We start from the raw sequence: 26,361 nt of genomic DNA on the forward strand, positions 1-26,361 counted from the left end.
GCGCTGGCTTTTGCCAGCGCTCACGTCATTCAAATAGGGATCAAGCCCCATGAATATCCATGAATATCAGGCCAAGGCTCTCTTGAAGGGTTACGGCGCACCGGTTGCCGAAGGCGTCGCGATCCTCAAGGTCGAAGAAGCCGAAGCTGCTGCCAAGCAGCTCCCAGGCCCGCTCTACGTCGTCAAGAGCCAGATCCATGCCGGCGGTCGCGGCAAGGGCAAGTTCAAGGAACTTGGGCCCGATGCCAAGGGCGGCGTTCGCCTGGCCAAGTCGATCGAGGAAGTCGTGGCTCACGCCAAGGACATGCTCGGCAACACGCTGGTAACCGCGCAGACCGGCGAAGCCGGCAAGCAGGTCAACCGCCTCTACATCGAAGACGGTGCAGACATCGACCGCGAACTCTATTGCTCGCTGCTGGTCGACCGTTCTGTCGGTCAGGTTGCTTTCGTCGTTTCGACCGAAGGCGGCATGGACATCGAAGCCGTTGCCCACGATACGCCTGAGAAGATCCACACGATCGCCATCGACCCGGAAACCGGTGTGACGGCTGACGACGTTGCCAAGATCTCCAAGGCTCTCGAACTCTCGGGTGCAGCTGCCGAAGACGCAAAGTCGCTCTTCCCGGCGCTCTACAAGGCGTTCGGCGAAAAGGACATGGCTCTTCTCGAAGTCAACCCGCTGATCGTCATGAAGGACGGACACCTGCGCGTTCTCGACGCCAAGATGTCCTTCGACGGCAACGCCCTGTTCCGCCATGACGACGTCAAGGCGCTGCGCGACGAGACCGAAGAAGACTCCAAGGAAATCGAAGCCTCCAAGTGGGACCTCGCCTACGTTGCCCTCGACGGCAATATCGGCTGCATGGTCAATGGTGCCGGTCTCGCCATGGCGACGATGGACATCATTAAGCTTTACGGCAAAGAGCCTGCCAACTTCTGCGACGTCGGCGGTGGCGCCGGCAAGGAGAAGGTTGCGGCTGCCTTCAAGATCATCACCGCTGACCCGAAGGTCGAGGGCATCCTCGTCAACATCTTCGGCGGCATCATGCGTTGCGACGTCATCGCCGAAGGCGTTGTCGCAGCTGTTCAGGAAGTCGGTCTGAAGGTTCCGCTCGTTGTTCGCCTCGAAGGCACCAATGTCGAGCTCGGCAAGAAGATCCTCAACGAATCCGGCCTTGCTATCACGGCTGCTGACGATCTGGACGATGCCGCCAAGAAGATCGTTGCGGCGATCAAAGCCTAATCTGAGGAACCTGTTACATGTCTATTCTCGTCAATAAAGACACCAAGATCCTCGTTCAGGGCCTGACCGGCAAGACCGGCACGTTCCACACCGAACAGGCGCTTGCTTACTACGGCACCAAGATGGTCGGCGGTATCCACCCGAAGAAGGGTGGCGAAACCTGGTCGTCGGGCGTCGACGGCACGGCGCTGCCGATCTTTGCTTCGGTTGCCGAAGCCAAGGAGCGCACCGGTGCTGATGCGACCGTGATCTACGTTCCGCCGGCAGGTGCTGCGGATGCGATCATCGAAGCGATCGAAGCTGAAGTTCCGTTCATCACCTGCATCACCGAGGGTATCCCGGTCATGGACATGGTGCGCGTCAAGGCCAAGCTCGACAAGTCGAAGTCGCGCCTTCTCGGCCCGAACTGCCCGGGCGTTCTGACGCCGGAAGAATGCAAGATCGGCATCATGCCGGGCTCGATCTTCCGCAAGGGTTCGGTCGGTATCGTTTCGCGCTCCGGCACGCTGACCTACGAAGCCGTGTTCCAGACGTCCAACGAAGGCCTCGGCCAGACGACGGCTGTCGGCATCGGCGGCGACCCGGTCAAGGGCACCGAATTCATCGACATGCTGGAAATGTTCCTCGCAGACGACGCCACCCAGTCGATCATCATGATCGGCGAAATCGGCGGTTCGGCTGAAGAAGATGCAGCCCAGTTCCTGATCGACGAAGCCAAGAAGGGCCGCAAGAAGCCAATGGCAGGCTTCATCGCCGGTCGTACGGCTCCGAAGGGCCGCACCATGGGTCACGCCGGCGCTGTCGTTTCCGGCGGCAAGGGCGATGCGGAATCCAAGATCGCAGCCATGGAAGCAGCAGGCATCAAGGTGTCGCCTTCGCCGGCACGCCTCGGCAAGACGCTGGTTGAAGTCCTCAAGGGCTGACGCCACATAACGGTCACTCGTCGCCGATAGGCAGGCGACGATGGACCTCAAGGGTTGGAACCTGCAGGCAGAGGCTTTTGCCTGCAGGTCAACCGTCACAGGACGGGCTGCAACGGCGGCAAAACAGACACAAAGAGAATGCGGAGCCGGCGAGGTCCTCGGTTCCGACCACGTGAGGAGGCGGGCGCGGCGCCCGCAATAGGCCATGTCCCGGCAAGAAGCCAACGAGCAGTTTCTCATCACTTCGTTCCTAGATGGCGCGAACGCCGTCTATATCGAACAACTTTATGCCAATTACGAAGCCGATCCGAATTCGGTTTCGGAAGAGTGGCAGGCCTTCTTCAAGGCCTTGGCCGACAGCCCCGAAGACGTGAAGAAGGCAGCGCAGGGCGCTTCCTGGAAGCGTTCGAACTGGCCGATCGCAGCCGGCGGCGACCTGGTTTCCGCTCTCGACGGCAATTGGCCGGTGGTGGAAAAGGCGATCGAAACCAAGGTCAAGGCGAAGGCGGAAGCCGCCGCTGCCGCCAAGGGTGCAACCGTCAACGAAGCCGATGTTCATCAGGCGAGCCGCGACAGCGTGCGCGCCATCATGATGATCCGCGCCTACCGGATGCGCGGCCACCTGCATGCCAAGCTCGATCCGCTCGGCATCGCAAGCCCGGTCGAGGATTACAACGAACTGTCGCCGAAGTCCTACGGCTTCGAAGAGAGCGATTACGATCGCAAGATCTTCATCGACAACGTTCTGGGCATGGAATACGCGACCGTTCGCGAGATGATCGCGATCCTCGAGCGCACCTATTGCTCGACGATCGGCGTCGAGTTCATGCATATGTCGAGCCCGGAAGAAAAGGCCTGGATCCAGGAACGGATCGAAGGTCCGGACAAAGGCGTCGCCTTTACCCCGGAAGGCAAGAAGGCGATCCTTTCGAAGCTGATCGAAGGCGAAGGCTACGAACAGTTCCTCGACGTCAAGTTCAAGGGTACCAAGCGTTTCGGCCTCGATGGCGGCGAAGCACTGATCCCGGCACTCGAACAGATTATCAAGCGCGGCGGCCAGCTGGGTCTTGAAGAAGTTATCGTCGGCATGGCCCACCGCGGCCGTCTGAACGTTCTGACCAACGTCATGGGCAAGCCGCACCGCGCCGTGTTCCACGAGTTCAAGGGCGGTTCGTTCAAGCCTGACGAAGTCGAAGGTTCGGGCGACGTGAAGTACCACCTCGGTGCCTCTTCCGACCGCGAATTCGACGGCAACAAGGTTCACCTGTCGCTGACCGCAAACCCGTCCCACCTCGAGATCGTCAACCCGGTCGTCATGGGCAAGGCTCGCGCCAAGCAGGACATGCTGGCCAAGGTCTGGGAAAAGGACAATATCATCCCGCTTTCCGAGCGCTCCAAGGTTCTGCCGCTGCTTCTGCACGGCGATGCGGCCTTTGCGGGCCAGGGCGTGGTTGCCGAAATCCTCGGCCTTTCCGGCCTGCGCGGTCACCGCGTCGCCGGCACGATGCACGTCATCATCAACAACCAGATCGGCTTCACCACCAATCCGGGCTTCTCCCGTTCGTCTCCATACCCGTCCGACGTTGCCAAGATGATCGAAGCACCGATCTTCCACGTCAACGGCGACGATCCGGAAGCGGTTACCTATGCCGCCAAGGTTGCGACCGAATACCGGATGAAGTTCCACAAGCCGGTCGTGCTCGACATGTTCTGCTACCGCCGCTTCGGCCATAACGAAGGCGATGAGCCGGCGTTCACCCAGCCGAAGATGTACAAGGTCATCCGCGCCCACAAGGCTGTGGCCGAAATCTATGCCGACCGTCTGGTTGGCGAAGGCGTGCTGACCGAAGCCGAATTCGACAAGATGAAGGCTGACTGGCGTGCGCATCTCGACGCCGAGTTCGAAGCCGGCCAGGCCTATAAGCCCAACAAGGCCGATTGGCTGGACGGCCAGTGGTCGGGTCTGCGTTCCGCCGACGATGCCGACGAGCAGCGTCGCGGCAAGACTTCGATGCCGATGAAGAGCCTCAAGGAAATCGGCCGCAAGCTGTCAACCATTCCGGAAGGGTTCAACGCGCACCGCACGATCAAGCGCTTCATGGAAAACCGTGCGCAGATGGTCGAGACCGGCGAAGGCCTCGACTGGGCGATGGCGGAAGCCTTTGCTTTCGGTTCGCTCTGCGTCGAAGGCACGAAGATCCGTCTTTCCGGCCAGGATTGCGAACGCGGCACGTTCTCGCAGCGTCACTCGGTTCTCTACGATCAGGACACCGAAGAACGCTACATCCCGCTTGCCAATCTGCAGCCGGGCCAGGGCAAGTATGAAGTGATCAACTCCATGCTGTCGGAAGAAGCCGTTCTCGGCTTCGAATACGGCTACTCGCTGGCACGTCCGAATGCGCTGACGCTCTGGGAAGCCCAGTTCGGCGACTTCGCCAACGGTGCGCAGGTCGTGTTCGACCAGTTCATCTCGTCTGGCGAACGCAAGTGGCTGCGCATGTCCGGTCTCGTCTGCCTTCTGCCGCACGGCTATGAAGGTCAGGGCCCGGAACATTCGTCGGCTCGCCTGGAACGCTTCCTGCAGCTCTGCGCGGAAGACAACATGCAGGTTGCCAACGTCACGACGCCTGCCAACTACTTCCACATCCTGCGCCGCCAGGTGAAGCGCGACTTCCGCAAGCCGCTGATCCTGATGACGCCGAAGTCCTTGCTGCGCCACAAGCGTGCAACCTCGACGCTTGCGGAACTGGCGGGCGAAAGCTCCTTCCACCGCCTGCTGTGGGACGATGCCGAAGTCATCAAGGATGGCCCGATCAAGCTGCAGAAGGATGCCAAGATCCGTCGCGTCGTGATGTGCTCCGGCAAGGTTTATTACGACCTTCTCGAAGAGCGCGAAAAGCGCGGCATCGACGACGTCTACCTGCTGCGTATCGAACAGCTCTACCCGTTCCCGGCCAAGGCTCTGATCAACGAGCTGTCGCGCTTCAAGAACGCGGAAATGGTCTGGTGCCAGGAAGAGCCGAAGAACATGGGCGCCTGGTCGTTCATCGACCCTTACCTGGAATGGGTTCTGGCGCATATCGATGCCAAGTATCAGCGCGTCCGCTACACGGGCCGTCCGGCAGCAGCATCGCCTGCGACCGGCCTGATGTCGAAGCATCTGGCACAGCTGGAAGCTTTCCTCGAAGACGCTCTCGGCGGCTGATTTTTCAGCCGTCTCCCCTAATTTGTTCGAAACGAATCTTGAGAAAAACGGAAACAGATCATGGCAACCGAAATCCGCGTTCCAACCCTCGGCGAGTCCGTCAGCGAGGCGACCGTCGGCACCTGGTTCAAGAAGGTCGGCGATACGGTCAAGGCCGATGAGCCGCTGGTCGAACTGGAAACCGACAAGGTTACCGTCGAAGTTCCGGCCCCGGCTTCCGGCGTGTTGACCGAAATCGTTGCGCAGAACGGTGAGACTGTCGGTCTCGACGCGCTGCTCGGCCAGATCGCAGAAGGCGCTGTTGGCACGGCTGCTGCCGCTCCTGCTGCAAAGCCTGCAGAAGCTGCTCCGGCCCCGGCTGCCGCCGCACCGGCCGCTGCTGCTCCTGCTGCCGCGTCCTCGATGCCGGCTGCACCGGCTGCTGCCAAGGTTGCTGCCGACAACAACATCTCGACTGCCGATATCGACGGTTCGGGCAAGCGCGGCCAGGTTCTGAAGGGCGACGTTCTTGCCGCCATCGCCAAAGGCCCGTCCGCTCCGGCCCTGGCTGCCGTTCCGGCTGCTCCGCGCGCGGTTTCCTCGGCCGAGGATGCGCCTCGCGAAGAGCGCGTGAAGATGACCCGTCTGCGCCAGACGATCGCCAAGCGCCTCAAGGATGCGCAGAACACCGCCGCCATGCTGACCACCTATAACGAGGTGGACATGAAGGCGGTCATGGACCTGCGTAACCGCTACAAGGACGTGTTCGAGAAGAAGCATGGCGTCAAGCTTGGCTTCATGGGCTTCTTCACCAAGGCCGTGACCCACGCGCTGAAGGAACTGCCGGCTGTCAACGCCGAGATCGACGGCACCGACATCATCTACAAGAACTACTGCCACGTCGGCATGGCTGTCGGCACCGACAAGGGCCTCGTCGTTCCGGTCATCCGTGACGCCGACCAGCGCTCGATCGCCGGCGTCGAAAAGGAACTCGGCCGTCTTGCCAAGGCAGCGCGCGACGGTTCGCTTTCGATGGCCGACATGCAGGGCGGTACGTTCACCATCACCAATGGTGGCGTCTACGGTTCGCTGATGTCCTCGCCGATCCTCAATGCTCCGCAGTCGGGTATCCTCGGCATGCACAAGATCCAGGAGCGTCCGGTCGTCGTCGGCGGCCAGATCGTCATCCGCCCGATGATGTATCTCGCGCTCTCCTACGATCACCGCATCGTCGACGGCAAGGAAGCGGTCACCTTCCTCGTTCGCGTCAAGGAAAGCCTGGAAGATCCGGAACGCCTGGTTCTCGATCTCTAAGCCTTACGTCCTGATCTAAGGGAGAGCAGCATGGAACCCGCTTCGGCAAATGCAACCCATCTCGTGGTCGTGCTTTGTCTGAGTGTGGTCCTGCTGCTCTTTCATATTCTGCTGCAGGGATTTCTTGCCACGCGTGAACTGGGTTCCAAATGGAATGCCGGACCGCGCGACGAGGATATCGCACCGAAGAATGCGGCGGCGGGGCGTGCTGCGCGTGCCTCGAAGAACTATCAGGAAACCTATCCGGCCTTTATTGGCCTGCTTCTCGGGCTTGCCTTTATCGGCGACCCGACCGGGCTTGGCATCGGTGGCGCCTGGGTGTGGCTGATCGCGCGGATTGCCTATGTTCCGCTCTATCTGGCGGGCATTCCCTATGTCCGCTCGATGGTCTGGCTACTGAGCCTTGCCGGACTGCTGATCATGATGGCCGCGCTGCTGCTCTGAGGGATATTCAACATGCATGCCTATATGATCGAACTGATCTCGCTGATGGCGATCTTCTCCTTCGCGATCGTTTCGCCGGGTGCGGATCTCGCCATGGTGATGCGGCAGGCGCTGGTTCATGGCCGCCGGCAGGCGATCATCACCAGCTTCGGGATCGGCACGGCTCTGATGTTTCATGTCAGCTACACGATCCTCGGCCTCGGGCTGATCATCTCGCAGTCGGTCTATCTGTTCAACATCGTCAAATGGCTGGGCGTTGCTTATCTCGTCTATATCGGCATCAAGGCATTGAAGGCCGGGCGGACGGAGATCACGGTTTCCACCGAGGCGCAGGGTGATGCTTCCAAGGTACAGTCGGCATTGAAGGCATTCACGCTCGGTTTCGCCGCCAATGCGCTCAACCCGAAGCCGGTCTTCTTCTTCCTGTCGATCTTCTCGACAGTCGTCAGCGCCCATACGCCGATGGCGATCAAGTTCAGCTACGGGCTGGTGATGGCGACCTGCCTGATCATCTGGTTCGTCGGCGTCAGCGCGTTCATGACGACGCCGCGCATGCGGGCTGCATTTTCGCGCGCCAGCAAGTGGATCGATAGAACCAGCGGCGTGGTGTTCATCGCGCTCGGAATTAAACTCGCAACTGAAAAAGCGGCCTGAGGGCCATTCTCGAAACGCTGGCGGGAATGAGCCTGCCAAAACCAGAAATCAGGAATTAGAACATGGCTTATGATGTCGTCGTTATCGGAAGCGGTCCCGGTGGTTATGTCTGCGCAATCAAGGCAGCGCAGCTCGGCCTCAAGGTCGCTGTCGTCGAAAAGCGCGCCACCTATGGCGGCACTTGCCTGAATGTCGGCTGCATTCCGTCCAAGGCCCTGCTGCACGCGTCGGAAATGTTCCACCAGGTCGCCCACGGCGTCGATACGCTGGGCGTCGAGGTTGCAGCACCGACGCTGAACCTTACCAAGATGATGGCGCACAAGGATGCGACCATCAAGTCGAACACCGATGGCGTTGCCTTCCTGTTCAAGAAGAACAAGATCGACGGCTTTATCGGCACTGGCAAGATCGTTGCCGCCGGCAAGGTTTCCGTCACGGGCGAAGACGGCAAGGTGCAGGAACTGGAGACGAAGAACATCGTCATCGCTACCGGTTCCGACGTTGCCGGCATTCCGGGCGTCAATGTTGAGATCGACGAGAAGGTCATCGTGTCCTCGACCGGTGCGATTTCGCTCGACAAGGTTCCACAGAACATGATCGTCGTCGGCGGTGGTGTCATCGGTCTGGAACTCGGCTCGGTCTGGATGCGCCTCGGCGCCAAGGTTACCGTCATCGAATATCTAGACAAGCTGCTCGGCGCCATGGATGCCGACGTGTCGAAGCAGTTCCAGCGGATGATCGCCAAGCAGGGCATGGATATCCGCACCGAAGCCAAGGTGACGGCGGTCGAGAAGACCGCAAACGGCGCCAAGGTCACCTATGAGCCGGTCAAGGGTGGCGAGGCCGTTACCGTCGAAGCCGACGTGGTTCTGATCTCCACAGGCCGCAAGCCCTATACCGAAGGTCTCGGCCTCGAAGGTGCAGGCGTTGCGCTCGACAATCGCGGTCGCGTCGAAATCGACCATGGCTTCAAGACCAATGTTGCCGGCATCTATGCGATCGGCGACGTGGTGAAGGGCCCGATGCTGGCGCACAAGGCGGAAGACGAAGGCGTTGCTCTCGCCGAAATCCTTTCCGGCCAGCATGGTCACGTGAACTATGACGTCATTCCTGGCGTCGTCTACACCCAGCCGGAAGTCGCTTCGGTCGGCAAGACGGAAGAGGAACTGAAGGCTGCAGGCATCGCCTACAAGGTCGGCAAGTTCCCGTTCACCGCCAACGGTCGCGCCCGCGCGATGTTGGCGACCGACGGTTTCGTCAAGATCCTCGCCGACAAGGAAACCGACCGGGTTCTCGGCGGTCACATCGTCGGCTTCGGCGCCGGCGAGATGATCCACGAAATCACGGTGCTGATGGAATTCTCCGGTTCGTCGGAAGATCTCGGCCGTACCTGCCACGCGCATCCGACCATGTCGGAAGCCGTCAAGGAAGCAGCCCTGTCGACCTTCGCCAAGCCGATCCATATGTAATCGGTCCGAATATTCGAAATGCGAAAGGCGGGACTAGAGTCCCGCCTTTTTCTTTTGCGCATCCGTCCTAAACTTCATGTCTATTGCTCACTCAGGAAGGTGACGGACATGAAGACCGCATTCTCTCTGTCGCAGCGCATCCTGCACTGGCTCATGGCCGTGCTGATCCTGTTCAATCTTCTGTTCTCCGATGCGATGACGGCATTCGGGGAACTTTATTTCGGTGACAAGCCTATCCCTCCCGACATCATGACCTCGGCGAATATCCATGCCTATGTGGGGATTACGATCCTGGTGCTGGCGCTGACGCGGCTCTGTCTTCGCATTGCGCTTGGTGTTCCGCCGCATCCGGAAGCGGAGCCAGCCTTTTCGCGCGTCGTGGCAACGATCACGCATTGGTCGCTTTACGCGATGTTCATCATCATGCCGCTTGCCGGGATCGGAGCCTTCTATTTCAAGAACAGCATGGCGGCATTTGCCCATATAGGCTGGATGAAGACGGCTCTGTGGGTGCTGATCTGCCTGCACATTCTCGGCGTGCTCGTGCATCAGTTTTATTGGAAGACCAATATCCTGCGCCGGATGACGAGCGGGCGGACGTGATTTGGAATTTAGGCAGCCTCAAGTCTACAGACACCGTCTTCGATCTCATCGGAGGAGCTGGACATGATCGCAGATGGTCAGATCGCAGGCGTGACTTTGAAGCCCTGTTTTCTGAATAGCTCGACCAGGCCGTCGTCCCCTTGGACATGAAGCGCACCAACGGCGATGAAGGCGTTGCCGTCCTGCAGGAATGGCTTGGCTCTGTCCGCCATGGTGTGGTTTCGCCGGGTGATGACCTCGTCTTCGAATTCCGCGAAACTGTCAGCCGCCATCGTCGTGTCGTTTTGGGAAAGCCATCTCAAAAGCGGTGCTAGTGGCCTGATGTCACCGCTTAAATAGAGCCTGAGCATTGTCTCATCGATGTTGGCGAACTGCTCGGGATGGGCGATAGCAGAGATGAGGTTCTTTACCTGTGCTTCGAGCGACATCTTGTTCAGAGCGCCGTATTGCTCCTCAAGTGTCTCCAGACCTTTCAGGGGTATGTTGTTCTCGATGGCATCAAGTGCCAGCTGCTGATCCAGAACCGGTGTTCTGTCTTTGGCGCGTGATTGCTCACAGGCCGAGGCAACGATGCTGGTGACCATCCAGGGTCTCAGATAGTTTACTGCCGAAAGCGGTGCGCCCCTCGCCGTCAGGGCCGTATCGACGACGCCGCGCTGCTCTGGAGTCAGAAAATCTTCGATGCGCTTGCCAGCGGGCATCATCATCATATCCGGCTTGGTGAAGGCCAGAAGGCGGGCCTTGCCGAGTTCCAGCAGCTGGTCGGATTCCAGGACAATGACCTTGGCCTTGAGATGCGCCTTCTTGACGGTGTGGGGTAGTTTGATCACCCGCGGATCTGACACATGCATCGTGCCGAACAGGTAGGACGGTTTGAAGCCGCGTTTCTCGATCTTCCAGAAGAGGCCTCGCGCATTCGGTATCTTGCGGCCTTCGGCAAGAATCTGGTCGTAAGTCTTGCGGTCCTCGCGTTTCATTTTCGCGAGGAGATCGATCCCGCCGCATGATACCGGCTCGGCGTTGGCAATAGCGGACAGGCCAAGAAGAAGGCAAAGACTGGCGGCCAGGAAAACAAGGCTACGATGCAATATATGTGCGAACATGGGAACCGTCGAAAGAGCTGTTAATATCGCTTTCAGGCTCCGAACCATCGTAGAGTTTTCCAGCCGGTGCAATGACCAAATCTCACTGCTCCGGGCCGAGCGTCAAAAAGTATCTAGTCGGCTTTCGATAGCGTGAAACCCTGTTTGCGCAGCAGTTCCACCAGGCCGTCCTTGCCCGGCAGGTGAAGGGCGCCGACGGCCATGAAGACGTTGCCTTCGCCGAGGATAGGTGCTGCGCGTTCGGCCATGAGGTGGTTGCGCTTCGTCACGATCAGTTCCTCAAACTCGGCATAACCGGCATTGTCGCCGCCGTCAGGCGCAACCTGCTTGAGGAAAGGCATGGTGAAGCCGATCTCGCCGGTCAGATAGAGCTGCGTCATCGTCTCAAAAACGTCATCCATTTTCGGGCCGAGCTTGATCGTTTCGACAAGCGACTTCAAATGCATCTCGGTCGGGATAGAAGCCATGGCGGTGAGCTGTTCGGCGAGCGTTTCCAGGCCTTTGACCGGTTTTCCCTCGGCTGCGGCATCGAGTGCGATGCGCTTGTCGAGAAAGGCGGTGTTTCCCTTGCGGGCGAGTTCGCAGGCCGGCAGCGATACAAGCGACATCAGCATCCAGGGCTGCATGCGAGAGACGGTCGCCAGCGGAACGCCGCGCTTCTTCAATCCTTCTTCGAGCACGGCAAGATCATCCGGCTTCATCAGCTTTTCGATCGTATTACCGTTGGTCAGCATGGTCAGTTCCGGCTTGGCGAGAATGCCGGCCATGGCCTTTTTGTCATCAAGGATCTCGTTGGATTCGATGATAATAGTCTTGGCATCGGCGAGCGCCTTGTCGGCTCCGGGCGGCATTTTGAGGACGCGTGGATCGGTGACATGCATGGTGCCGAGCAGATATGAGGTGGCGACGCCCGGCTTTTCTATTCTCCAGAAAATTCCCTTGGCGTTCGGGACCGTTTCGGCTTCCGCAAGCGCCTTGGCATAAGCATCCGGATTTTCTGATCTCATCTCGTCGACGAGATTAACGCCATGGCAGGCTTCTTCCTGTGCATCGGCGGATGACAACATGCCTAGGATGAGGATCAGCGAGGCGAGGGCCGCGACATGCAGCAATGCGAGCAGCCAGAGCGCAAAACCCTGCAGGCGTTCGAAAAGGGGGCTGTCGAGGAATGAGGAATTCATGTCACGGATCCGGATTAATCGGTCCAAAACGTATCATCGCGGCTTCGACAGTTGCTTAACGGGATTGGTTACCGATTGGTTCACAGGCCCCGGCCTTAAGCGCGAGGATGGGCGCGGTCATAAACCTCAAGCAGGCGCGAGGTATCGACGCCGGTATAGACCTGCGTCGTCGACAGGCTGGCATGGCCGAGCAGTTCCTGGATGGTGCGCAGGTCGCCGCCGCCGGCAAGCAGATGTGTCGCGAAGGAGTGGCGCAACGCGTGGGGCGTTGCCGTATCCGGCAGGCCAAAGGCGCTTCTCAATTTCTGCATCTGGCGCTGGATGATTGCCGGCTGTAGCGGGCCGCCACGCGCACCACGGAAGAGAGGCTTTTCGTCGGTCAGATGATAGGGGCAGATATCGCGGTAACGGGTGACGGCATCCGCCACGGCGGCAAGAAGCGGCACGATGCGGGTCTTGCCGCCCTTGCCCTTGATGCGCAGCGTTGTCGTGCCGGGTTCGATCTCGCCGGGAAGAAGCCCGAGTGCTTCGGAAATGCGCAGGCCACAGCCATAGAGAAGCGCCAGGACAGCGGCATCGCGTGCGGCGATCCAGGGCTCGTCCTGGAGCTGGGTTTCGGTCGTGGTGAGGCTTGTCGCCTGCCGGTCGCTCAGCGGTTTGGGGAGCGATTTCGGCTGTTTCGGTGCTCGGATTGCACCGGCTGCTGCGGCATTCACCAGTCCCTGACGCTCCATGTAGCTCAGGAAGGAACGGAGGCCTGCAAGGTGGCGGCCGAGCGAGCGGGAGCCTGAACCATCACGGCGACGGGCGGCGAGAAAGGAACGCAGGTCTGCCGGGCGGAGCGTGTGGATGTCGGAAATCGCCGGCGGGCCGGCGAGATGACGGGTCAGGAAGGTAAGGAACTGTCGCGTGTCGCGCTCATAGGCATCGAGCGTGTTGGGCGACAGCCGGCGCTCGCTTTTCAGGCTTTCCAGCCATTCGTGGCGCTTGGCGGCGAGATCGGGCGCGGCGATAATCAGCAGTTCGTTCAAGCGTCTCGACCGTTGATTTTGGTGGAAAGGAGCACCAGATTGCTACCGACAGCGTTACGGAAATACTAAGCCTGCGCCGTCTGCCAAAGTTTTATCATACAGGGCTGCCACAAGGTTGCCCTGCGCAAGGAGTTTGTATGGCCCGCCGTGACAATTCGACGACCTTCAGTCAATTCGCGGAGACCATCACACTCAACTCCCGCGGCCGGCCGGGGCATATCGTCGATACGCTGATCGGTGAGCGCGGCCAGAGGATCGTCGGCAGCCCGTTCTGGCCGGTGATGCGGCCTTTTCTCTACACGCTGCTGCGATACGGAAAAGCCATCGAATTCGCCGACGACGTTGCGCCGAAAAGCGGTTTCCAGTGCTTTGAATATATGAGCGATCTGCTGAAGCTGCAGATCGAGGCCAAGCATGTCGAGCGTATTCCGGAAAAGGGCGGTTTCATTCTGGTCAGCAATCACCCGACCGGGATTGCCGATGGGGTGGCGGTCTTCGATCTGTTGAAGGCAAAGCGGCCTGATCTGATGGTGTTTGCCAATCGCGATGCTGTGCGCGTCAACCCGCGGTTTGCCGAGATGATCATCCCGGTCGAATGGCGTGACGAATACAAGAGCAAGCTGAAGACCCGCGAGACGCTGGTCCTGACCAACAAGGCGGTCGAGGACGGCAAGGTGATGGTGCTGTTTCCGTCCGGCCGCATCGCCTATTGGGCGAATGGAAAGCTGAACGAGCGGCCATGGAAAACATCTGCCGTCAGCCTGGCACGCAAATACAATCTGCCGATTCTGCCGATCCATATCACCGCGCGCAATTCCGGCCTGTTCTACTGGTTCGCCAAGTGGTCGACCGAATTGCGCGACATGACGGTGTTTTATGAATTGCTCAACAAGAAGGGCAACCGGTTCGACTTTACCGTCGGTCACATGATCCAGCCGGAGGAGCTGGAGGGCGATCCGGCCGAGGTGACCAAGGCGCTGGAGAACCACACGGTTTTCGACCTGGCCCGGGATGGCGATGCGCGTTTCGAATTCCAGACTGTGTCGACGCTTGCCGCCACGGCGTGATTTTCTTCATCGAACTGTTCACTTTTGTTCCGTCTTTCGTCATGGTCGCGCCGCATGGCTAAGGATTCTGCTGACATGATGGGTTCGCTGTTCGGTGACGCGCTTTTGCCGTCGCGGACGCCGGTGCGCGTCGTGCCGATTCTGGTGCCTTTGCCGGTGCCGGGGGCCTATAGTTATGCGGTGCCGGACGGCATGCATGTCGAGCCGGGTTCTGTCGTACAGGTGCCGGTCGGGCCGCGGCAGCTTATCGGTGTCGTCTGGGACGGTGAAAACGACGAACGGCTCGATCCGAAAAAGCTTCGGCCGATCACGCTCGTGTTCGACTGCCCGCCTTTGTCGAAGGAAATGCGTGATTTCGTCGATTGGGTGTCTACCTATACATTGTCTCCGCCTGGCCTGGTTGCCCGCATGGCGATCCGCGCGCCTGCCGCACTTGATCCCGAGCCGATGGTGGAGGGCCTGCGGTATCTCGGTGGCGAGCCGGATCGGCTGACCCCGGCCAGAACGCGTGTGCTCGATCTGGCAAAGGAGCAGGACGTGCCGTGGACCCGCAGCGGCATGGCGCATGCTGCCGGCGTGTCGCTCAGCGTCATCGACGGGCTGATCAAGCAGGGAATGTTCGATACGATCTTCCTGCCCCCGCCGCCTGTCGTGGCGCGACCGGAGCCCGATTATATTGCGCCGCGTATCGAGGGACCGCAGAAGGAAGCTGCGCGGGAAATTGTCGCCTCCATCCGTGAGGGCGGGTTTGCCGCTTCGCTGATCGATGGAGTTACCGGATCAGGCAAGACGGAGGTCTATTTCGAGGCCGTGGCCGAGACTTTGCGGCGCGGCAAGCAGGTGATGATCCTTCTGCCCGAAATCGCGTTGACCCCCGCATTCCTTGAGCGTTTCGAGCAGCGATTCGGGGCCAAGCCTGCCGAGTGGCATTCCGATCTTTCCCCGCGTATGCGCGAAAAGGTCTGGCGCGGCGTGGTGACGGGTGAGGTGAGGGTGGTTGCCGGTGCCCGCTCCGCGCTGTTTTTGCCCTTCGAAGAGCTTGGCCTCATCATTGTCGACGAAGAGCATGACCCTGCTTACAAGCAGGAGGATCGTGTTTTCTACAATGCCCGCGACATGGCGGTGGTAAGGGCCAGAATCGGCGATTTTCCGGTCGTGCTGGTATCCGCCACGCCATCGGTGGAAAGTCAGGTCAACGGATTGTCGGGGCGCTACAATCTCGTGCAGTTGCCGACGCGTTTCGGCGATGCGGCTTTGCCCGACCTGCACCTGATCGACATGCGCCGGCATCCGCCCGAGCGCGGCGGATTCCTGTCACCGCTTCTGCTCAGGGCGATGGCGCGGACGCTGGAAAAGAAAGAACAGTCGCTGCTGTTCCTAAATCGTCGCGGTTATGCGCCGCTGACGCTCTGCCGGGTCTGCGGCCACCGGTTCCAGTGCCCGCAATGTTCGAGCTGGCTGGTCGAGCACCGGTTCAGGAACCAGATCCAATGCCATCAATGCGGCTATCACCAACCGACGCCGGAAGCCTGCCCGGAATGCGGCACGTTCGATCATCTGGTTGCGTGCGGTCCCGGCGTTGAGCGCATTGCCGAAGAGGTCGAGAAGCATTTTCCAGATGCGCGCACGATCGTCATGTCTTCCGACATTCTCGGCGGCGTGAAGCGCATGCGGCTGGAGCTTGAAGCGATCGCCAAGGGGGATGTCGATATCGTCATCGGCACGCAGCTTGTCGCCAAGGGGCACAACTTTCCGCTGATGACGCTGGTCGGCATTGTCGATGCGGATCTCGGCCTGTCGAACGGCGATCCGCGGGCGGCCGAGCGGACATTCCAGCTGCTCAGTCAGGTGACCGGGCGCGCCGGGCGTACGGGCTTGAAGAGTCACGGCTTGATCCAGACATTCCAGCCCATGCATCCGGTTATGCAAGCGATCGTCTCGGGTGATTCCACCGCGTTTTACGAACGCGAGATCAATGAGCGTGAGAAGGCGCTTTTGCCGCCGTTCGGGCGGCTGGCATCGCTGATCGTTTCTGCCGATACGCGGGCTGACGCGGAAAACCATGCCCGCGGGTTGCGTGCTGCGGCCCCACATGTTTCCGGCATTGCGGTGCTCGGGCCGGCCGAAGCGCCGATCGCGCTGGTTCGCGGTCGGTATCGCTTCCGTCTGCTGGTTCATGGGCGGCGGAATTCCGACATGCAGGCTTTTCTGAAGACGATGCTCGGTAATGGTCCCAAGGCGCGGGGAACCGTGCAGGTTCAGCTCGACGTCGACCCGCAGAGCTTCCTGTAATCCTTCGGACTGACGCTCTCCACTTGCTCTCGCGCAATGCGATGTTTGCATGATGCGACGCTAATCTTTGCAACTTGTTTACCCTGTTGGCTAGAATCAGTGCGATTCGAAGGGGTGCGACGGCATGGAACTCTACTTCCCAACTGAACTGAACGAACAGATTGCTTTTGTCGGCTGTGCCGTAACGGCGCTGCTTGGCTTGCTGATCTTTCTGTTTCCCGGCACCTGCCTGCGACTTTCCGCCTTCCAGGTTGGAGAGGTAAGGCCGGAAGGCTACGGCTCGGTCAGGGCCGCGGGCGCGCGCTATATAGGTCTTGGCGTATTGCCGATCCTGCTTGCGCAGGAATGGTTCTATATGGCGACCGGGGTGGTGCTTGCGCTTGGCGCGCTGGGCCGACTGGTTTCGATCTTCGTGGACCGCGGCGTAACGCCGCAGAATATTGCGTTTTTTCTACTTGAGGGTGTATTGTCTCTCGCGCCGCTCGCCTACGTGTTCGGCTACATCTAATGTCGCATATCGCCGCGCCCGAATGCCGATGGCCCGGATTTGCTGGCGAAAGCCGCAAATAATCTCTGCATCGCCTTGTGGGTGCGGCTTTTTCGGCGTCTCGGCGTGTTGCGAGTCCCTACATCCTATGCTAGACGAACCGCGAACGTCGGAAACGGCGAGCGGAGGCTCTGCGGGTTCTGATGGAAATTCAATAAATTTCAAGGTCTTGTCCGATCGTCATTTTCGGACTTGGTGCTTGGGGTGTAATTCAGGGAAACTATGCCTGTGGCCGAGACATCCCCGCTTATTTCCGGTGTCGCGGAGCGTTACGCTCTGTCGCTATTCGAGCTTGCATCGGAGACCGGTTCGATTGATCCCGTCGGTGCCGATCTTGATCGGTTCCAAGCGATGATGGACGAAAGTGAAGACTTGCGGCGCCTCGTGGCGAGCCCGGTCTTTTCTGCAGATGAGCAGCAGAAGGCGGTCAGCGCCATTGCTGTAAAAGCCGGTCTTTCCGTGACCGTTTTGAATTTCCTCAAAGTTGTGGCCGGCAATCGCCGCCTCTTCGCTCTGCCGGGCATGATCCGCGCCTACCGCGCGATCGCTGCCGAGCATCGCGGTGAAATTTCCGCCGAAGTCACTTCGGCTCATGCGTTGACTGCAACGCAGGAAAAAGAACTCAAGTCGGCGCTGAAGGGCGTAACCGGCAAGGACGTAACCATCGCCGTTACGATCGATCCGTCGATCCTCGGCGGCCTCATCGTCAAGGTCGGCTCGCGTCAAATCGATACGTCCCTTCGCACCAAACTTTCCACCCTTAAGCTTGCATTGAAAGAGGTCGGCTGATGGATATCCGTGCAGCGGAAATTTCCGCAATTCTCAAGGACCAGATCAAGAATTTCGGCCAGGATGCCGAAGTTTCGGAAGTCGGCCAGGTTCTTTCCGTTGGTGACGGCATCGCCCGCGTCTACGGTCTCGACAACGTGCAGGCTGGTGAAATGGTCGAGTTTCCGGGCGGGATCCGGGGCATGGCTCTGAACCTCGAATCCGACAATGTCGGCGTGGTTATCTTTGGTTCCGACCGTTCGATCAAAGAAGGCGACACCGTCAAGCGGACCGGCGCCATCGTTGACGTTCCGGTTGGTCCGGAACTGCTCGGCCGCGTCGTTGACGCGCTCGGCAACCCGATCGACGGCAAGGGCCCGATCAACGCGACCCGTCGTTCGCGCGTCGACGTCAAGGCTCCCGGTATCATTCCGCGCAAGTCGGTTCATGAGCCGATGTCGACCGGCCTCAAGGCCATCGACGCCCTGATCCCGGTTGGCCGCGGCCAGCGCGAACTCGTCATCGGCGACCGCCAGACCGGCAAGACCGCCATCATTCTCGACGCGTTCCTGAACCAGAAGCCGATCCACGACAACGGTCCGGAAAACGACAAGCTGTTCTGCGTGTACGTTGCTATCGGCCAGAAGCGTTCGACCGTTGCCCAGTTCGTCAAGGTTCTCGAAGAACGCGGCGCACTTCAATACTCGATCGTTATCGCTGCTACCGCTTCGGACCCGGCTCCGATGCAGTATCTCGCACCGTTTGCCGGTGCTGCCATGGGCGAATATTTCCGCGACAACAGCCAGCACGCGCTGATCGCTTATGACGACCTTTCCAAGCAGGCCGTCGCCTACCGTCAGATGTCTCTGCTTCTGCGTCGTCCTCCGGGCCGCGAAGCTTATCCGGGCGACGTTTTCTATCTGCACTCGCGTCTTCTCGAGCGCGCTGCCAAGCTCTCCGACGAGCGCGGCGCCGGTTCGCTGACGGCTCTGCCGGTCATCGAAACCCAGGGTAACGACGTTTCGGCCTTCATTCCGACCAACGTGATCTCGATCACCGACGGCCAGATCTTCCTCGAAACCGACCTGTTCTACCAGGGCATCCGTCCGGCCGTTAACGTCGGTCTGTCGGTTTCCCGTGTTGGCTCGGCCGCTCAGGTCAAGGCGATGAAGCAGGTTGCCGGTTCGATCAAGGGTGAGCTTGCCCAGTATCGCGAAATGGCCGCGTTCGCGCAGTTCGGTTCCGACCTCGATGCCTCGACGCAGCGCCTCTTGAACCGCGGTGCACGTCTGACGGAACTCCTGAAGCAGCCGCAGTTCTCGCCGCTCAAGACGGAAGAACAGGTTGCGGTGATCTTCGCAGGCGTCAACGGTTACCTCGACAAGATCGCGGTTTCCGATGTCGGCAAGTTCGAACAGGGTCTGCTCTCCTACCTCCGTTCGGAAGGCAAGGCAGTTCTCGACACGATCCGCACCGAGAAGCAGATCTCGGACGACACGAAGGCGAAGCTCAAGTCGGCGCTCGACGCCTATTCGAAGTCTTTCGCCTAAAAGTACGGATCTAGCTTAAGGACCGATAACGGATGCCTTCACTTAAGGATCTGAAAAACCGGATCGCCTCCGTCAAGGCGACGCAGAAGATCACCAAGGCGATGAAAATGGTCGCCGCGGCGAAGCTGCGTCGTGCGCAGGAAGCGGCCGAAGCCGCCCGTCCTTACGCAGAACGGATGAACAAGGTATTGGCGAGCCTTTCGGCTGCCAACGCCGGCAATGCGGGTGCACCGCTTCTGCTTTCCGGAACCGGCAAGGATCAGGTTCATCTCCTGGTCGTTGCCACCGGCGAGCGCGGCCTTGCCGGCGGTTTCAACTCCTCGATCATTCGTCTGGCGCGCGATCATGCCTTGAAGCTCATCGCGCAGGGCAAGACAGTCAAGATCCTGACGGTCGGCCGCAAGGGCAACGACGTTCTGCGTCGTTCGTTCAAGGACAACATCGTTCACTACATCACCTTCCGCGAAGTGAAGCAGCTCGGTTTCGTCCAGGCTGATGAAGTCGCGGGCAAGGTGCTGGACATGTTCAATGCCGGTGAATTCGACGTTGCGACGCTGTTCTTTGCACGCTTCCAGTCGGTGATCTCGCAGGTCGCGACCGCACAGCAGATCATTCCCGCGAAGTTCGAGGCGGCTGCTACGGACGCTGCTTCGCCTGTGTTCTACGAATACGAACCGAGCGAAGAAGAGATCCTTGAAGAACTGCTGCCGAAGAACATCGCAGTCCAGATTTTCCGGGCACTGCTCGAAAACAACGCTTCCTTCTACGGTGCGCAGATGTCCGCGATGGACAACGCAACGCGCAACGCTGGTGACATGATCAACAAGCTGACGCTGTCCTACAACCGTCAGCGCCAGGCACAGATCACCAAGGAACTCATCGAAATCATTTCGGGCGCGGAAGCGCTCTGACCGAAAAGAAGAGGGTAAGAATCATGGCTACCGCAACGGGCTCGTCCCTCGGCAAAGTGACCCAGGTTATCGGCGCTGTCGTAGACGTCGCGTTCGACGGCGAACTGCCGGCGATCCTCAACGCACTCGAGACCGAGAACAACGGCAACCGCCTGGTTCTCGAAGTCGCGCAGCACCTTGGTGAAAATCAGGTCCGCACTATCGCCATGGACTCGACCGAAGGTCTCGTCCGCGGCCAGAAGGTCACGGACACGGGCGCTCCGATCTCGGTTCCGGTTGGCGATCAGACGCTCGGCCGTATCATGAACGTCATCGGCGAGCCGGTTGACGAAGCTGGTCCGCTGGACCGCTCTACGTTGCGCGCCATCCACCAGGAAGCTCCTTCCTATGTCGAGCAGTCGACAGAAGGCCAGATCCTGGTCACCGGCATCAAGGTCGTCGACCTTCTCGCTCCTTACGCAAAGGGCGGTAAGATCGGCCTGTTCGGCGGCGCCGGCGTTGGCAAGACCGTTCTCATCATGGAACTGATCAACAACGTCGCCAAAGCTCACGGCGGTTACTCCGTATTCGCCGGCGTTGGCGAGCGTACCCGTGAAGGTAACGACCTTTACCACGAAATGATCGAATCGGGCGTCAACAAGCACGGCGGCGGCGAAGGCTCCAAGGCTGCGCTGGTGTACGGCCAGATGAACGAACCGCCGGGCGCACGCGCACGCGTTGCTCTGACCGGTCTGACGATCGCTGAAGACTTCCGCGACAAGGGCCAGGACGTTCTGTTCTTCGTGGACAACATCTTCCGCTTCACCCAGGCTGGTTCGGAAGTGTCGGCTCTGCTCGGCCGTATTCCTTCGGCCGTTGGTTATCAGCCGACGCTTGCTACCGACATGGGTCAGATGCAGGAACGCATCACCACGACAACGACCGGTTCTATTACCTCGGTTCAGGCCATCTACGTTCCCGCCGACGACTTGACCGACCCGGCACCGGCAACCTCGTTCGCCCATCTGGACGCAACGACGGTTCTGTCGCGTTCGATCGCTGAAAAGGGTATCTACCCGGCTGTCGACCCGCTCGACTCGACCTCGCGCATGCTCGACCCGCTGGTTGTGGGCGAAGAGCATTACGAGATCGCCCGTAAGGTTCAGACGACGCTGCAGCGTTACAAGTCGCTGCAGGACATCATCGCCATCCTCGGCATGGACGAACTGTCCGAAGAGGACAAGATGACCGTTGCCCGCGCCCGCAAGATCGAGCGCTTCTTGAGCCAGCCGTTCTTCGTTGCCGAAGTCTTCACCGGTTCGCCGGGCAAGCTGGTTGCTCTCGAAGACACGATCAAGGGCTTCAAGGGTCTCGTCAACGGCGACTACGACCACCTGCCGGAAGCTGCATTCTACATGGTCGGCTCGATCGAAGAAGCGATCGAAAAAGCAAAGAAGCTGGCTGAAGCCGCTTAATTGCAAATTGTAACGGCGCGCCGGATATTTCGGCGCGTCATTCCTGCATAAGACACGCAAGCCCACGTAAAGATATTCATCGACGTGGGAATTAGGGGAAGTGGACCTTCATGGCCGACGCTTTCAATTTTGAACTGGTTTCGCCCGAGCGCCTGCTCGTTTCGGAAAAAGTATCCGAAGTGGTGATCCCGGCGACGCTTGGCGAAATGACGGTGCTTGCAAGCCACGCGCCGACGATGACGACCATCAAGCCGGGCGTGGTTTCGGTGAAACTCGCTTCGGGACAGGTCAACAAATACGTGGTGTTCGGCGGTTTTGCCGACATCCTGCCGGATAGCTGCACGCTGCTGGCAGATGCCGCCATCCCTGCTGCCGAACTGACGGTCGACACGCTGCAGAGCCGCATCGAAACCACGCAGGCTGAGATCGGCAAAGCGACGGGCGATGAGCACAAGACCCGTCTCGAGCAGTTCCTGACGGACCTGACGCAGCTGAACGGTATCGTTGTCGCCGCGTAATTTGCGCGACATCGCAGTTTGAAAGGCGGTCCTTGCGGGCCGCTTTTTTCGTTTTAAGGTCTCTCGCTGTCATGCCCGGGCTCGTCCCGAGGATCTAACCAGATCGCCGAATCCGAAATCTAACGGGAGCTGAAGCGACAACAGATCCTCGGGACAAGCCCGAGGATGACGACGTGGAGCGGGGCCGCTCGTCAACTATAGCCACTTTCTGTCTATATTCCCGATGACAGATGCTGATGCAGCCGTATCGCGCCTGGCGTCAGCGAGCGATAACGCGGGGTGCCGAGGTGGTAGCCGTAGCCAGTGTCGAGGCGATGCGTTCCAAGCTCGATGAGTGTACCTGAAGCCAATTCATCGGCAATGAGGCCGGTGCTGCCGAGCGTGATGCCTTCTCCTCGCAAAGCCGCATCAACCGCAAGCGAATAGGTGGAAAAGGAAAGTCGGGGCGCAATACGCGCCTTGGGCGGAATGGCGAGCCGCGCAAACCATTGGCGGAAGGAAATCCAGTGGGCGTTGAAGCGCTCGTAATCGATCAGGTCGAGGCGGGCGATTTCGTCGGGCCGGATCAAGGCCGGGTTGAGGCCATTTCTTTGAATAAAACCCGGCGAGGCGACCGGCACCAGCACTTCCTTCATTAGCGGCGTCAGGTTCCAGCGTGGGTGCTCGCCGGTGGAATAGAGAATGACGAGATCGTTGGCCTCCGAGGCAAGTTCAGAAGGGGTGTCCGTGGTCAGCAGCCTTACGGAAACGGGTGGATTGCCGTTGTCGAAATCCTTGAGACGCTTGGCAAGCCAGAGATGCGAGACCGAGCCACTGGCGGCAATCGAGATGGTCTCAAAGCCACCGCCGCGAAAAGGCTCGAGGCTTTCTTCCAGATATTCAAGCGTGGCGCGAACCCGCTGGGCCAACCGTTCGCCTTCCGACGTCAGGGCAAGGTTGCGGCCGCGGCGGGTGAAGAGCTTTGCTCCAAGCTGTCCCTCAAGACCCTGAATACGGCGACTGACTGCGGCCTGGGTTATGTGCAGTTCACGGCCGGCTCGGGAAAAGTTCATGAACCGGCAGGCGGCGTCATAAACCCGGAAAGCCTCCAGCGGTATGCGGTCCAGCATCTATTCCTCCATGATCCCAGATTATCAAATATGCTGAGATTTTGACGGATTTGAAGAGCTGAGATTGTGATGCAGAGTATGGATATCCGTTTCACCATCGCGGGCCGCCATGCAGTTCTCCAGCTCCTTCATTCCCGAAATCCGCTTCGGGGCCGGCATTTTCGGCAGCTTGGCGGCCATGGTCAAAAACTTCGAGGGCATACGCGCTGCCCTCATCGTCATGGACGGCTTTCTCGTCGCAAGAGGTCTGGCGAAGGACCTTGCAGGGGGACTGGCGGAGGCCGGAATTGAGCCGCGGCTTTATTCCGATTTCTCCGGTGAACCGAAGCTTCATCATCTGAGAGCCGCCAGCGAGATGGCGAAGGGAGCCGACATGGTGATCGGTGTCGGTGGTGGTTCGGCGCTCGATATTGCCAAGGTGGCGGCCTGTTGTGCCGCGTCTGGCGAGGACCCGATGTTTTATGCGCTGGCTGCCAATCCCTTGCCGAAGAAGCCGCTGAAGAAGATCATGGTACCGACCACGGCCGGGACGGGGTCGGAGACATCCGCCACCAATATCTTTGCCGGGCCGGAGGGGAGAAAACTCTGGATCTGGGGGCCGGAAACCAAGCCGGATCTGGTGATGCTCGATCCCGAACTGACGATCTCGTTGCCGCCGAACCTGACCGCATGGTGCGGCATGGACGCCTTCATTCATGCCTTCGAGGCCGCGACCAACCGCAACGCCCCCGTTTGGACTCATGCCGGAGCAAAGCTCTATGCGCATGAGGCGTTGCGGCTGGTTGCAGGCTCGCTGGAAGCGGCGGTCAAGGCGCCGGGAAATCTGGAGGCGCGCGGCAAGGTGTTGCTGGGCTCATGCTATGCCGGCATCGCCATCGACAATTGCGGCACGGCGATCGCTCACAACATCAGCCATGCACTGGCGGGGCTTGGCGCCGTGCATCATGGGCTGGCGACCGCGCTTGGCTTCGAGGCGACGCTGCCGTGGTTGGTCGCAAAACATACGGCCGATCTCAACGATGCAGCGCGGGCCATCGGGCTATCCGGTGCTACCCAACTTCCGGCCTTTGTCTCCGGGCTGATCGATCGCTGTGGTATCGAGCGCGTCCTGCCGAAGGCGTTCGATGCTTTCTCTGCCCAAGATCTGGCTGCGGAGATGCGGGCGCCCGAAAACCAGCCGATGCGGCGCTCGACCATTCGAGAGGTCACGGATGCGGATATCGACGTCTTTGCCGCGAAGATCATGACGCTGCCGAAAACGCTTTGACGAGGTGCTGCGATGACAAAGACCTACAGCCGTGACTATTGGGAAAACGCTCTCTCCGATCTCAAGCTGGAAGGCCGGCATTTCATCGACGGTGAGTATCGCGATGCGCTGTCTGGTGAGACATTCATCCGCAGGCGGCCGATGGACGGCAAACCAGGTGCGGTTTTGGCACGCGGTGGCGTGGGTGATATCGATCTTGCAGTGGCTTCCGCGCGAGCTGCCTTTGAAAGTGGTGTCTGGCGGAGGCAGGAGCCGCTGGAAAAGAAGCGGATCATGCTGAAATGGGCGGAGTTGATCCGCGCTGATGCGCAAGAACTGGCGATGCTGGAAACGCTGGATGTCGGCAAGCCGGTTCTGGCGTCGTTGAATGTCGACGTCCGGCTTTGCGCTGACGGTATCCAGTTCTATGCGGAAATGATCGACAAGCTTTATGACGAGATCGCGCCGACCGGGCCACATGCGAGGGCTTTGGTGCGCAAGGTGCCGCTCGGTGTAATCGGGGCGATTACACCATGGAACTATCCGATGATCATTGATGCGTGGAAGCTCGGGCCGGCGATTGCTGCCGGCAATTCGGTGGTGCTGAAGCCGGCAGAGCAATCGTCGCTCACAGCCATCCGGCTGGCGGCGCTGGCGCTTGAAGCGGGGCTTCCGGCCGGTGTCTTCAATGTCGTGACCGGCTACGGCGAGGAGGCGGGCAAGCCGCTGGCGCTGCATATGGATGTCGACATGATCGCCTTTACCGGCTCGACCGAGGTGGGCAAACTGATCATGGGCTATGCGGCGCAATCCAACGTCAAGCGAGTGGCGCTGGAACTTGGCGGCAAGTCGCCGCTCGTCGTGTTTGAAGATGCCGATCTCGATGCGGCGGCCTCGGCCGTTGCTTGGGGCTGTTTCTACAATTCCGGTGAAACCTGCCATGCCTCGACAAGGCTTCTGGTGCAGCGTTCGATACAGGAGACACTGATCGAGAAGATCGAGGCGGTGACGAAGAGCGATATCGCGCTGGCACATCCGTTCGAGCCGTCGGCGCAGATCGGCGCGCTGATCGAGGAAGCCCATATGCGGAAAGTGCTCGGCATGATCGCCGATGGCGAGAAGGACGGTGCACGGCGTGCCTTCGGGGCCGAGCAGGTGATGTCGGAAACCGGCGGCTATTACATCTCGCCCGGCGTGTTCGTCGACATGACCAACGACATGAGCCTTGCGCAGCAGGAGATTTTTGGGCCGGTTCTGGCGGCGATCCCCTTCGATACGGAGGAAGAGGCGCTAAGGCTTGCCAATGATACGATCTACGGGCTGGCAGGCGCGGTGTTCACGAAAGACATGGACCGGGCACATCGTTTTTCTGAGGCGCTGCATGCCGGTACGGTGTGGATCAATAGCTATGACATGTCGAATTTCTCGACACCGTTCGGCGGCTTCAAACAGTCCGGTTTCGGGCGGGATCGCTCGGTGCATGCGGTTGACAAGTATTGCGACTACAAGACGATCTGGCAGCAGTTCGGGTGAGGTTTTCTCGATCGCCTGTGGGTACATGCTGATGGTGAAGGGCGACCGGCTTGTGTGCGCATCCTCGGGTCAAGCCCGAGGATGACGGCTGAAAGTGAGTGCCATGGGTCACCAAATCAAGCGCTCCACAAACCGCAATGGTAGCGTTTGAGATTTGCCGCCAACCACAAACTCGTCATCCTCGGGCTTGACCCGAGGATCCATGCACAAGCAGCCG

At 59.8% G+C, this 26,361-nt stretch carries 22 protein-coding genes; 18 read left to right on the forward strand and 4 right to left on the reverse strand.

The features are described from left to right. The first annotated feature begins 49 nt into the window (after window positions 1-49). The 8 genes from sucC (at window position 50) to MRBLMR1_RS26325 (ending at window position 9,834) form a co-directional block, all read left to right on the forward strand. The gene (gene sucC, locus MRBLMR1_RS26290) at window positions 50-1,243 is read left to right on the forward strand and encodes an ADP-forming succinate--CoA ligase subunit beta (RefSeq protein ID WP_092999534.1); all 1,194 of its coding nucleotides are present in this window, start codon (window positions 50-52) and stop codon (window positions 1,241-1,243) included. A gap of 17 nt (window positions 1,244-1,260) precedes the next feature. Beyond that, on the forward strand, window positions 1,261-2,166 hold the full coding sequence (gene sucD / locus MRBLMR1_RS26295) for a succinate--CoA ligase subunit alpha (protein ID WP_148148159.1): 906 nt from the start codon (window positions 1,261-1,263) through the stop codon (window positions 2,164-2,166). 205 nt (window positions 2,167-2,371) lie between these two features. Next, window positions 2,372-5,371, forward strand: coding sequence for a 2-oxoglutarate dehydrogenase E1 component (locus MRBLMR1_RS26300; protein WP_183686351.1), 3,000 nt, complete (start codon window positions 2,372-2,374; stop codon window positions 5,369-5,371). Between the two features lie 60 nt (window positions 5,372-5,431). Continuing rightward, complete coding sequence (odhB, locus tag MRBLMR1_RS26305; RefSeq protein WP_148148161.1) at window positions 5,432-6,664, forward strand: 2-oxoglutarate dehydrogenase complex dihydrolipoyllysine-residue succinyltransferase; 1,233 nt, start codon at window positions 5,432-5,434, stop codon at window positions 6,662-6,664. Between the two features lie 30 nt (window positions 6,665-6,694). Continuing rightward, the gene (locus tag MRBLMR1_RS26310) at window positions 6,695-7,108 is read left to right on the forward strand and encodes an MAPEG family protein (RefSeq protein ID WP_148148162.1); all 414 of its coding nucleotides are present in this window, start codon (window positions 6,695-6,697) and stop codon (window positions 7,106-7,108) included. Between the two features lie 12 nt (window positions 7,109-7,120). Further along, window positions 7,121-7,762: a LysE family translocator gene (locus MRBLMR1_RS26315; RefSeq protein WP_148148163.1), complete on the forward strand. Its 642-nt coding sequence runs from the start codon at window positions 7,121-7,123 to the stop codon at window positions 7,760-7,762. A gap of 62 nt (window positions 7,763-7,824) precedes the next feature. Then, window positions 7,825-9,231 (forward strand): dihydrolipoyl dehydrogenase, encoded by a 1,407-nt coding sequence (gene lpdA, locus MRBLMR1_RS26320; protein ID WP_148148164.1) that lies wholly within the window; start codon window positions 7,825-7,827, stop codon window positions 9,229-9,231. A 108-nt stretch (window positions 9,232-9,339) separates the two neighbouring features. Continuing rightward, window positions 9,340-9,834, forward strand: a complete 495-nt coding sequence (locus tag MRBLMR1_RS26325) for a cytochrome b/b6 domain-containing protein (protein WP_148148165.1) — start codon at window positions 9,340-9,342, stop codon at window positions 9,832-9,834. A gap of 77 nt (window positions 9,835-9,911) precedes the next feature. On the opposite strand, the gene MRBLMR1_RS26330 is transcribed toward MRBLMR1_RS26325, so the two are convergent. From MRBLMR1_RS26330 to MRBLMR1_RS26340, 3 genes are all read right to left on the reverse strand, one after another. Further along, window positions 9,912-10,811 (reverse strand): TraB/GumN family protein, encoded by a 900-nt coding sequence (locus MRBLMR1_RS26330; protein ID WP_500066946.1) that lies wholly within the window; start codon window positions 10,809-10,811, stop codon window positions 9,912-9,914. Between the two features lie 239 nt (window positions 10,812-11,050). Continuing rightward, on the reverse strand, window positions 11,051-12,118 hold the full coding sequence (locus tag MRBLMR1_RS26335; RefSeq protein WP_183828377.1) for a TraB/GumN family protein: 1,068 nt from the start codon (window positions 12,116-12,118) through the stop codon (window positions 11,051-11,053). A 95-nt stretch (window positions 12,119-12,213) separates the two neighbouring features. Then, window positions 12,214-13,149: a tyrosine recombinase XerC gene (locus MRBLMR1_RS26340; RefSeq protein WP_148148168.1), complete on the reverse strand. Its 936-nt coding sequence runs from the start codon at window positions 13,147-13,149 to the stop codon at window positions 12,214-12,216. Window positions 13,150-13,286: 137 nt separating this feature from the next. On the opposite strand from MRBLMR1_RS26340, the gene MRBLMR1_RS26345 reads away from it, so the two are divergent. The 8 genes from MRBLMR1_RS26345 (at window position 13,287) to MRBLMR1_RS26380 (ending at window position 22,256) form a co-directional block, all read left to right on the forward strand. Next, window positions 13,287-14,216 (forward strand): GNAT family N-acetyltransferase, encoded by a 930-nt coding sequence (locus MRBLMR1_RS26345; protein ID WP_500066947.1) that lies wholly within the window; start codon window positions 13,287-13,289, stop codon window positions 14,214-14,216. 54 nt (window positions 14,217-14,270) lie between these two features. Further along, a complete protein-coding gene (locus MRBLMR1_RS26350; protein WP_148148170.1) occupies window positions 14,271-16,508 on the forward strand; it encodes a primosomal protein N' in 2,238 nt (745 codons plus the stop codon). A 124-nt stretch (window positions 16,509-16,632) separates the two neighbouring features. Next, entirely contained in the window at window positions 16,633-17,016 is a 384-nt protein-coding gene (locus MRBLMR1_RS26355; protein WP_148148171.1) for an AGROH133_08824 family phage infection protein, read from the forward strand. A gap of 261 nt (window positions 17,017-17,277) precedes the next feature. Further along, on the forward strand, window positions 17,278-17,844 hold the full coding sequence (locus MRBLMR1_RS26360) for a F0F1 ATP synthase subunit delta (protein WP_148148172.1): 567 nt from the start codon (window positions 17,278-17,280) through the stop codon (window positions 17,842-17,844). Continuing rightward, window positions 17,844-19,373 (forward strand): F0F1 ATP synthase subunit alpha, encoded by a 1,530-nt coding sequence (gene atpA / locus MRBLMR1_RS26365; RefSeq protein ID WP_148148173.1) that lies wholly within the window; start codon window positions 17,844-17,846, stop codon window positions 19,371-19,373. The genes MRBLMR1_RS26360 and atpA overlap by 1 nt, the downstream gene beginning before the upstream one ends. Before the next feature lie 32 nt (window positions 19,374-19,405). Continuing rightward, window positions 19,406-20,284 carry a F0F1 ATP synthase subunit gamma gene (locus MRBLMR1_RS26370; RefSeq protein WP_148148174.1) on the forward strand — a complete coding sequence of 293 codons (879 nt, stop codon included), beginning with the start codon at window positions 19,406-19,408 and terminating at the stop codon, window positions 20,282-20,284. Window positions 20,285-20,307: 23 nt separating this feature from the next. Further along, entirely contained in the window at window positions 20,308-21,738 is a 1,431-nt protein-coding gene (gene atpD / locus MRBLMR1_RS26375; RefSeq protein ID WP_148148175.1) for a F0F1 ATP synthase subunit beta, read from the forward strand. Between the two features lie 110 nt (window positions 21,739-21,848). Next, a complete protein-coding gene (locus MRBLMR1_RS26380) occupies window positions 21,849-22,256 on the forward strand; it encodes a F0F1 ATP synthase subunit epsilon (RefSeq protein ID WP_183686345.1) in 408 nt (135 codons plus the stop codon). Window positions 22,257-22,468: 212 nt separating this feature from the next. Here MRBLMR1_RS26380 and MRBLMR1_RS26385 read toward each other — a convergent pair whose 3' ends face one another. Further along, a complete protein-coding gene (locus tag MRBLMR1_RS26385; protein ID WP_148148177.1) occupies window positions 22,469-23,365 on the reverse strand; it encodes a LysR substrate-binding domain-containing protein in 897 nt (298 codons plus the stop codon). Window positions 23,366-23,474: 109 nt separating this feature from the next. Between MRBLMR1_RS26385 and MRBLMR1_RS26390 the strand changes: the two genes are divergently transcribed. After that, on the forward strand, window positions 23,475-24,632 hold the full coding sequence (locus tag MRBLMR1_RS26390) for an iron-containing alcohol dehydrogenase (protein ID WP_148148178.1): 1,158 nt from the start codon (window positions 23,475-23,477) through the stop codon (window positions 24,630-24,632). Between the two features lie 12 nt (window positions 24,633-24,644). Further along, window positions 24,645-26,144 (forward strand): aldehyde dehydrogenase family protein, encoded by a 1,500-nt coding sequence (locus MRBLMR1_RS26395; RefSeq protein WP_148148179.1) that lies wholly within the window; start codon window positions 24,645-24,647, stop codon window positions 26,142-26,144. Window positions 26,145-26,361: the final 217 nt, after the last annotated feature.

Source organism: Neorhizobium sp. LMR1-1-1.1, assembly GCF_040675795.1.
Classification (GTDB): Bacteria; Pseudomonadota; Alphaproteobacteria; order Rhizobiales; family Rhizobiaceae; genus Neorhizobium; species Neorhizobium cellulosilyticum.

Coding starts and splice junctions, on each gene's coding strand:
- MRBLMR1_RS26350 (WP_148148170.1), top strand. CDS start 14,271: ATGGCTAAGGATTCTGCTGACATGATGGGTTCGCTGTTCGGTGACGCG.
- MRBLMR1_RS26310 (WP_148148162.1), top strand. CDS start 6,695: ATGGAACCCGCTTCGGCAAATGCAACCCATCTCGTGGTCGTGCTTTGT.
- MRBLMR1_RS26300 (WP_183686351.1), top strand. CDS start 2,372: ATGTCCCGGCAAGAAGCCAACGAGCAGTTTCTCATCACTTCGTTCCTA.
- MRBLMR1_RS26345 (WP_500066947.1), top strand. CDS start 13,287: ATGGCCCGCCGTGACAATTCGACGACCTTCAGTCAATTCGCGGAGACC.
- sucC (WP_092999534.1), top strand. CDS start 50: ATGAATATCCATGAATATCAGGCCAAGGCTCTCTTGAAGGGTTACGGC.
- MRBLMR1_RS26395 (WP_148148179.1), top strand. CDS start 24,645: ATGACAAAGACCTACAGCCGTGACTATTGGGAAAACGCTCTCTCCGAT.
- sucD (WP_148148159.1), top strand. CDS start 1,261: ATGTCTATTCTCGTCAATAAAGACACCAAGATCCTCGTTCAGGGCCTG.
- odhB (WP_148148161.1), top strand. CDS start 5,432: ATGGCAACCGAAATCCGCGTTCCAACCCTCGGCGAGTCCGTCAGCGAG.
- MRBLMR1_RS26325 (WP_148148165.1), top strand. CDS start 9,340: ATGAAGACCGCATTCTCTCTGTCGCAGCGCATCCTGCACTGGCTCATG.
- MRBLMR1_RS26335 (WP_183828377.1), bottom strand. CDS start 12,118: ATGAATTCCTCATTCCTCGACAGCCCCCTTTTCGAACGCCTGCAGGGT.
- lpdA (WP_148148164.1), top strand. CDS start 7,825: ATGGCTTATGATGTCGTCGTTATCGGAAGCGGTCCCGGTGGTTATGTC.
- MRBLMR1_RS26390 (WP_148148178.1), top strand. CDS start 23,475: ATGCAGTTCTCCAGCTCCTTCATTCCCGAAATCCGCTTCGGGGCCGGC.
- MRBLMR1_RS26360 (WP_148148172.1), top strand. CDS start 17,278: ATGCCTGTGGCCGAGACATCCCCGCTTATTTCCGGTGTCGCGGAGCGT.
- MRBLMR1_RS26385 (WP_148148177.1), bottom strand. CDS start 23,365: ATGCTGGACCGCATACCGCTGGAGGCTTTCCGGGTTTATGACGCCGCC.
- MRBLMR1_RS26315 (WP_148148163.1), top strand. CDS start 7,121: ATGCATGCCTATATGATCGAACTGATCTCGCTGATGGCGATCTTCTCC.
- MRBLMR1_RS26380 (WP_183686345.1), top strand. CDS start 21,849: ATGGCCGACGCTTTCAATTTTGAACTGGTTTCGCCCGAGCGCCTGCTC.
- MRBLMR1_RS26355 (WP_148148171.1), top strand. CDS start 16,633: ATGGAACTCTACTTCCCAACTGAACTGAACGAACAGATTGCTTTTGTC.
- atpD (WP_148148175.1), top strand. CDS start 20,308: ATGGCTACCGCAACGGGCTCGTCCCTCGGCAAAGTGACCCAGGTTATC.
- MRBLMR1_RS26370 (WP_148148174.1), top strand. CDS start 19,406: ATGCCTTCACTTAAGGATCTGAAAAACCGGATCGCCTCCGTCAAGGCG.
- atpA (WP_148148173.1), top strand. CDS start 17,844: ATGGATATCCGTGCAGCGGAAATTTCCGCAATTCTCAAGGACCAGATC.
- MRBLMR1_RS26330 (WP_500066946.1), bottom strand. CDS start 10,811: ATGAAACGCGAGGACCGCAAGACTTACGACCAGATTCTTGCCGAAGGC.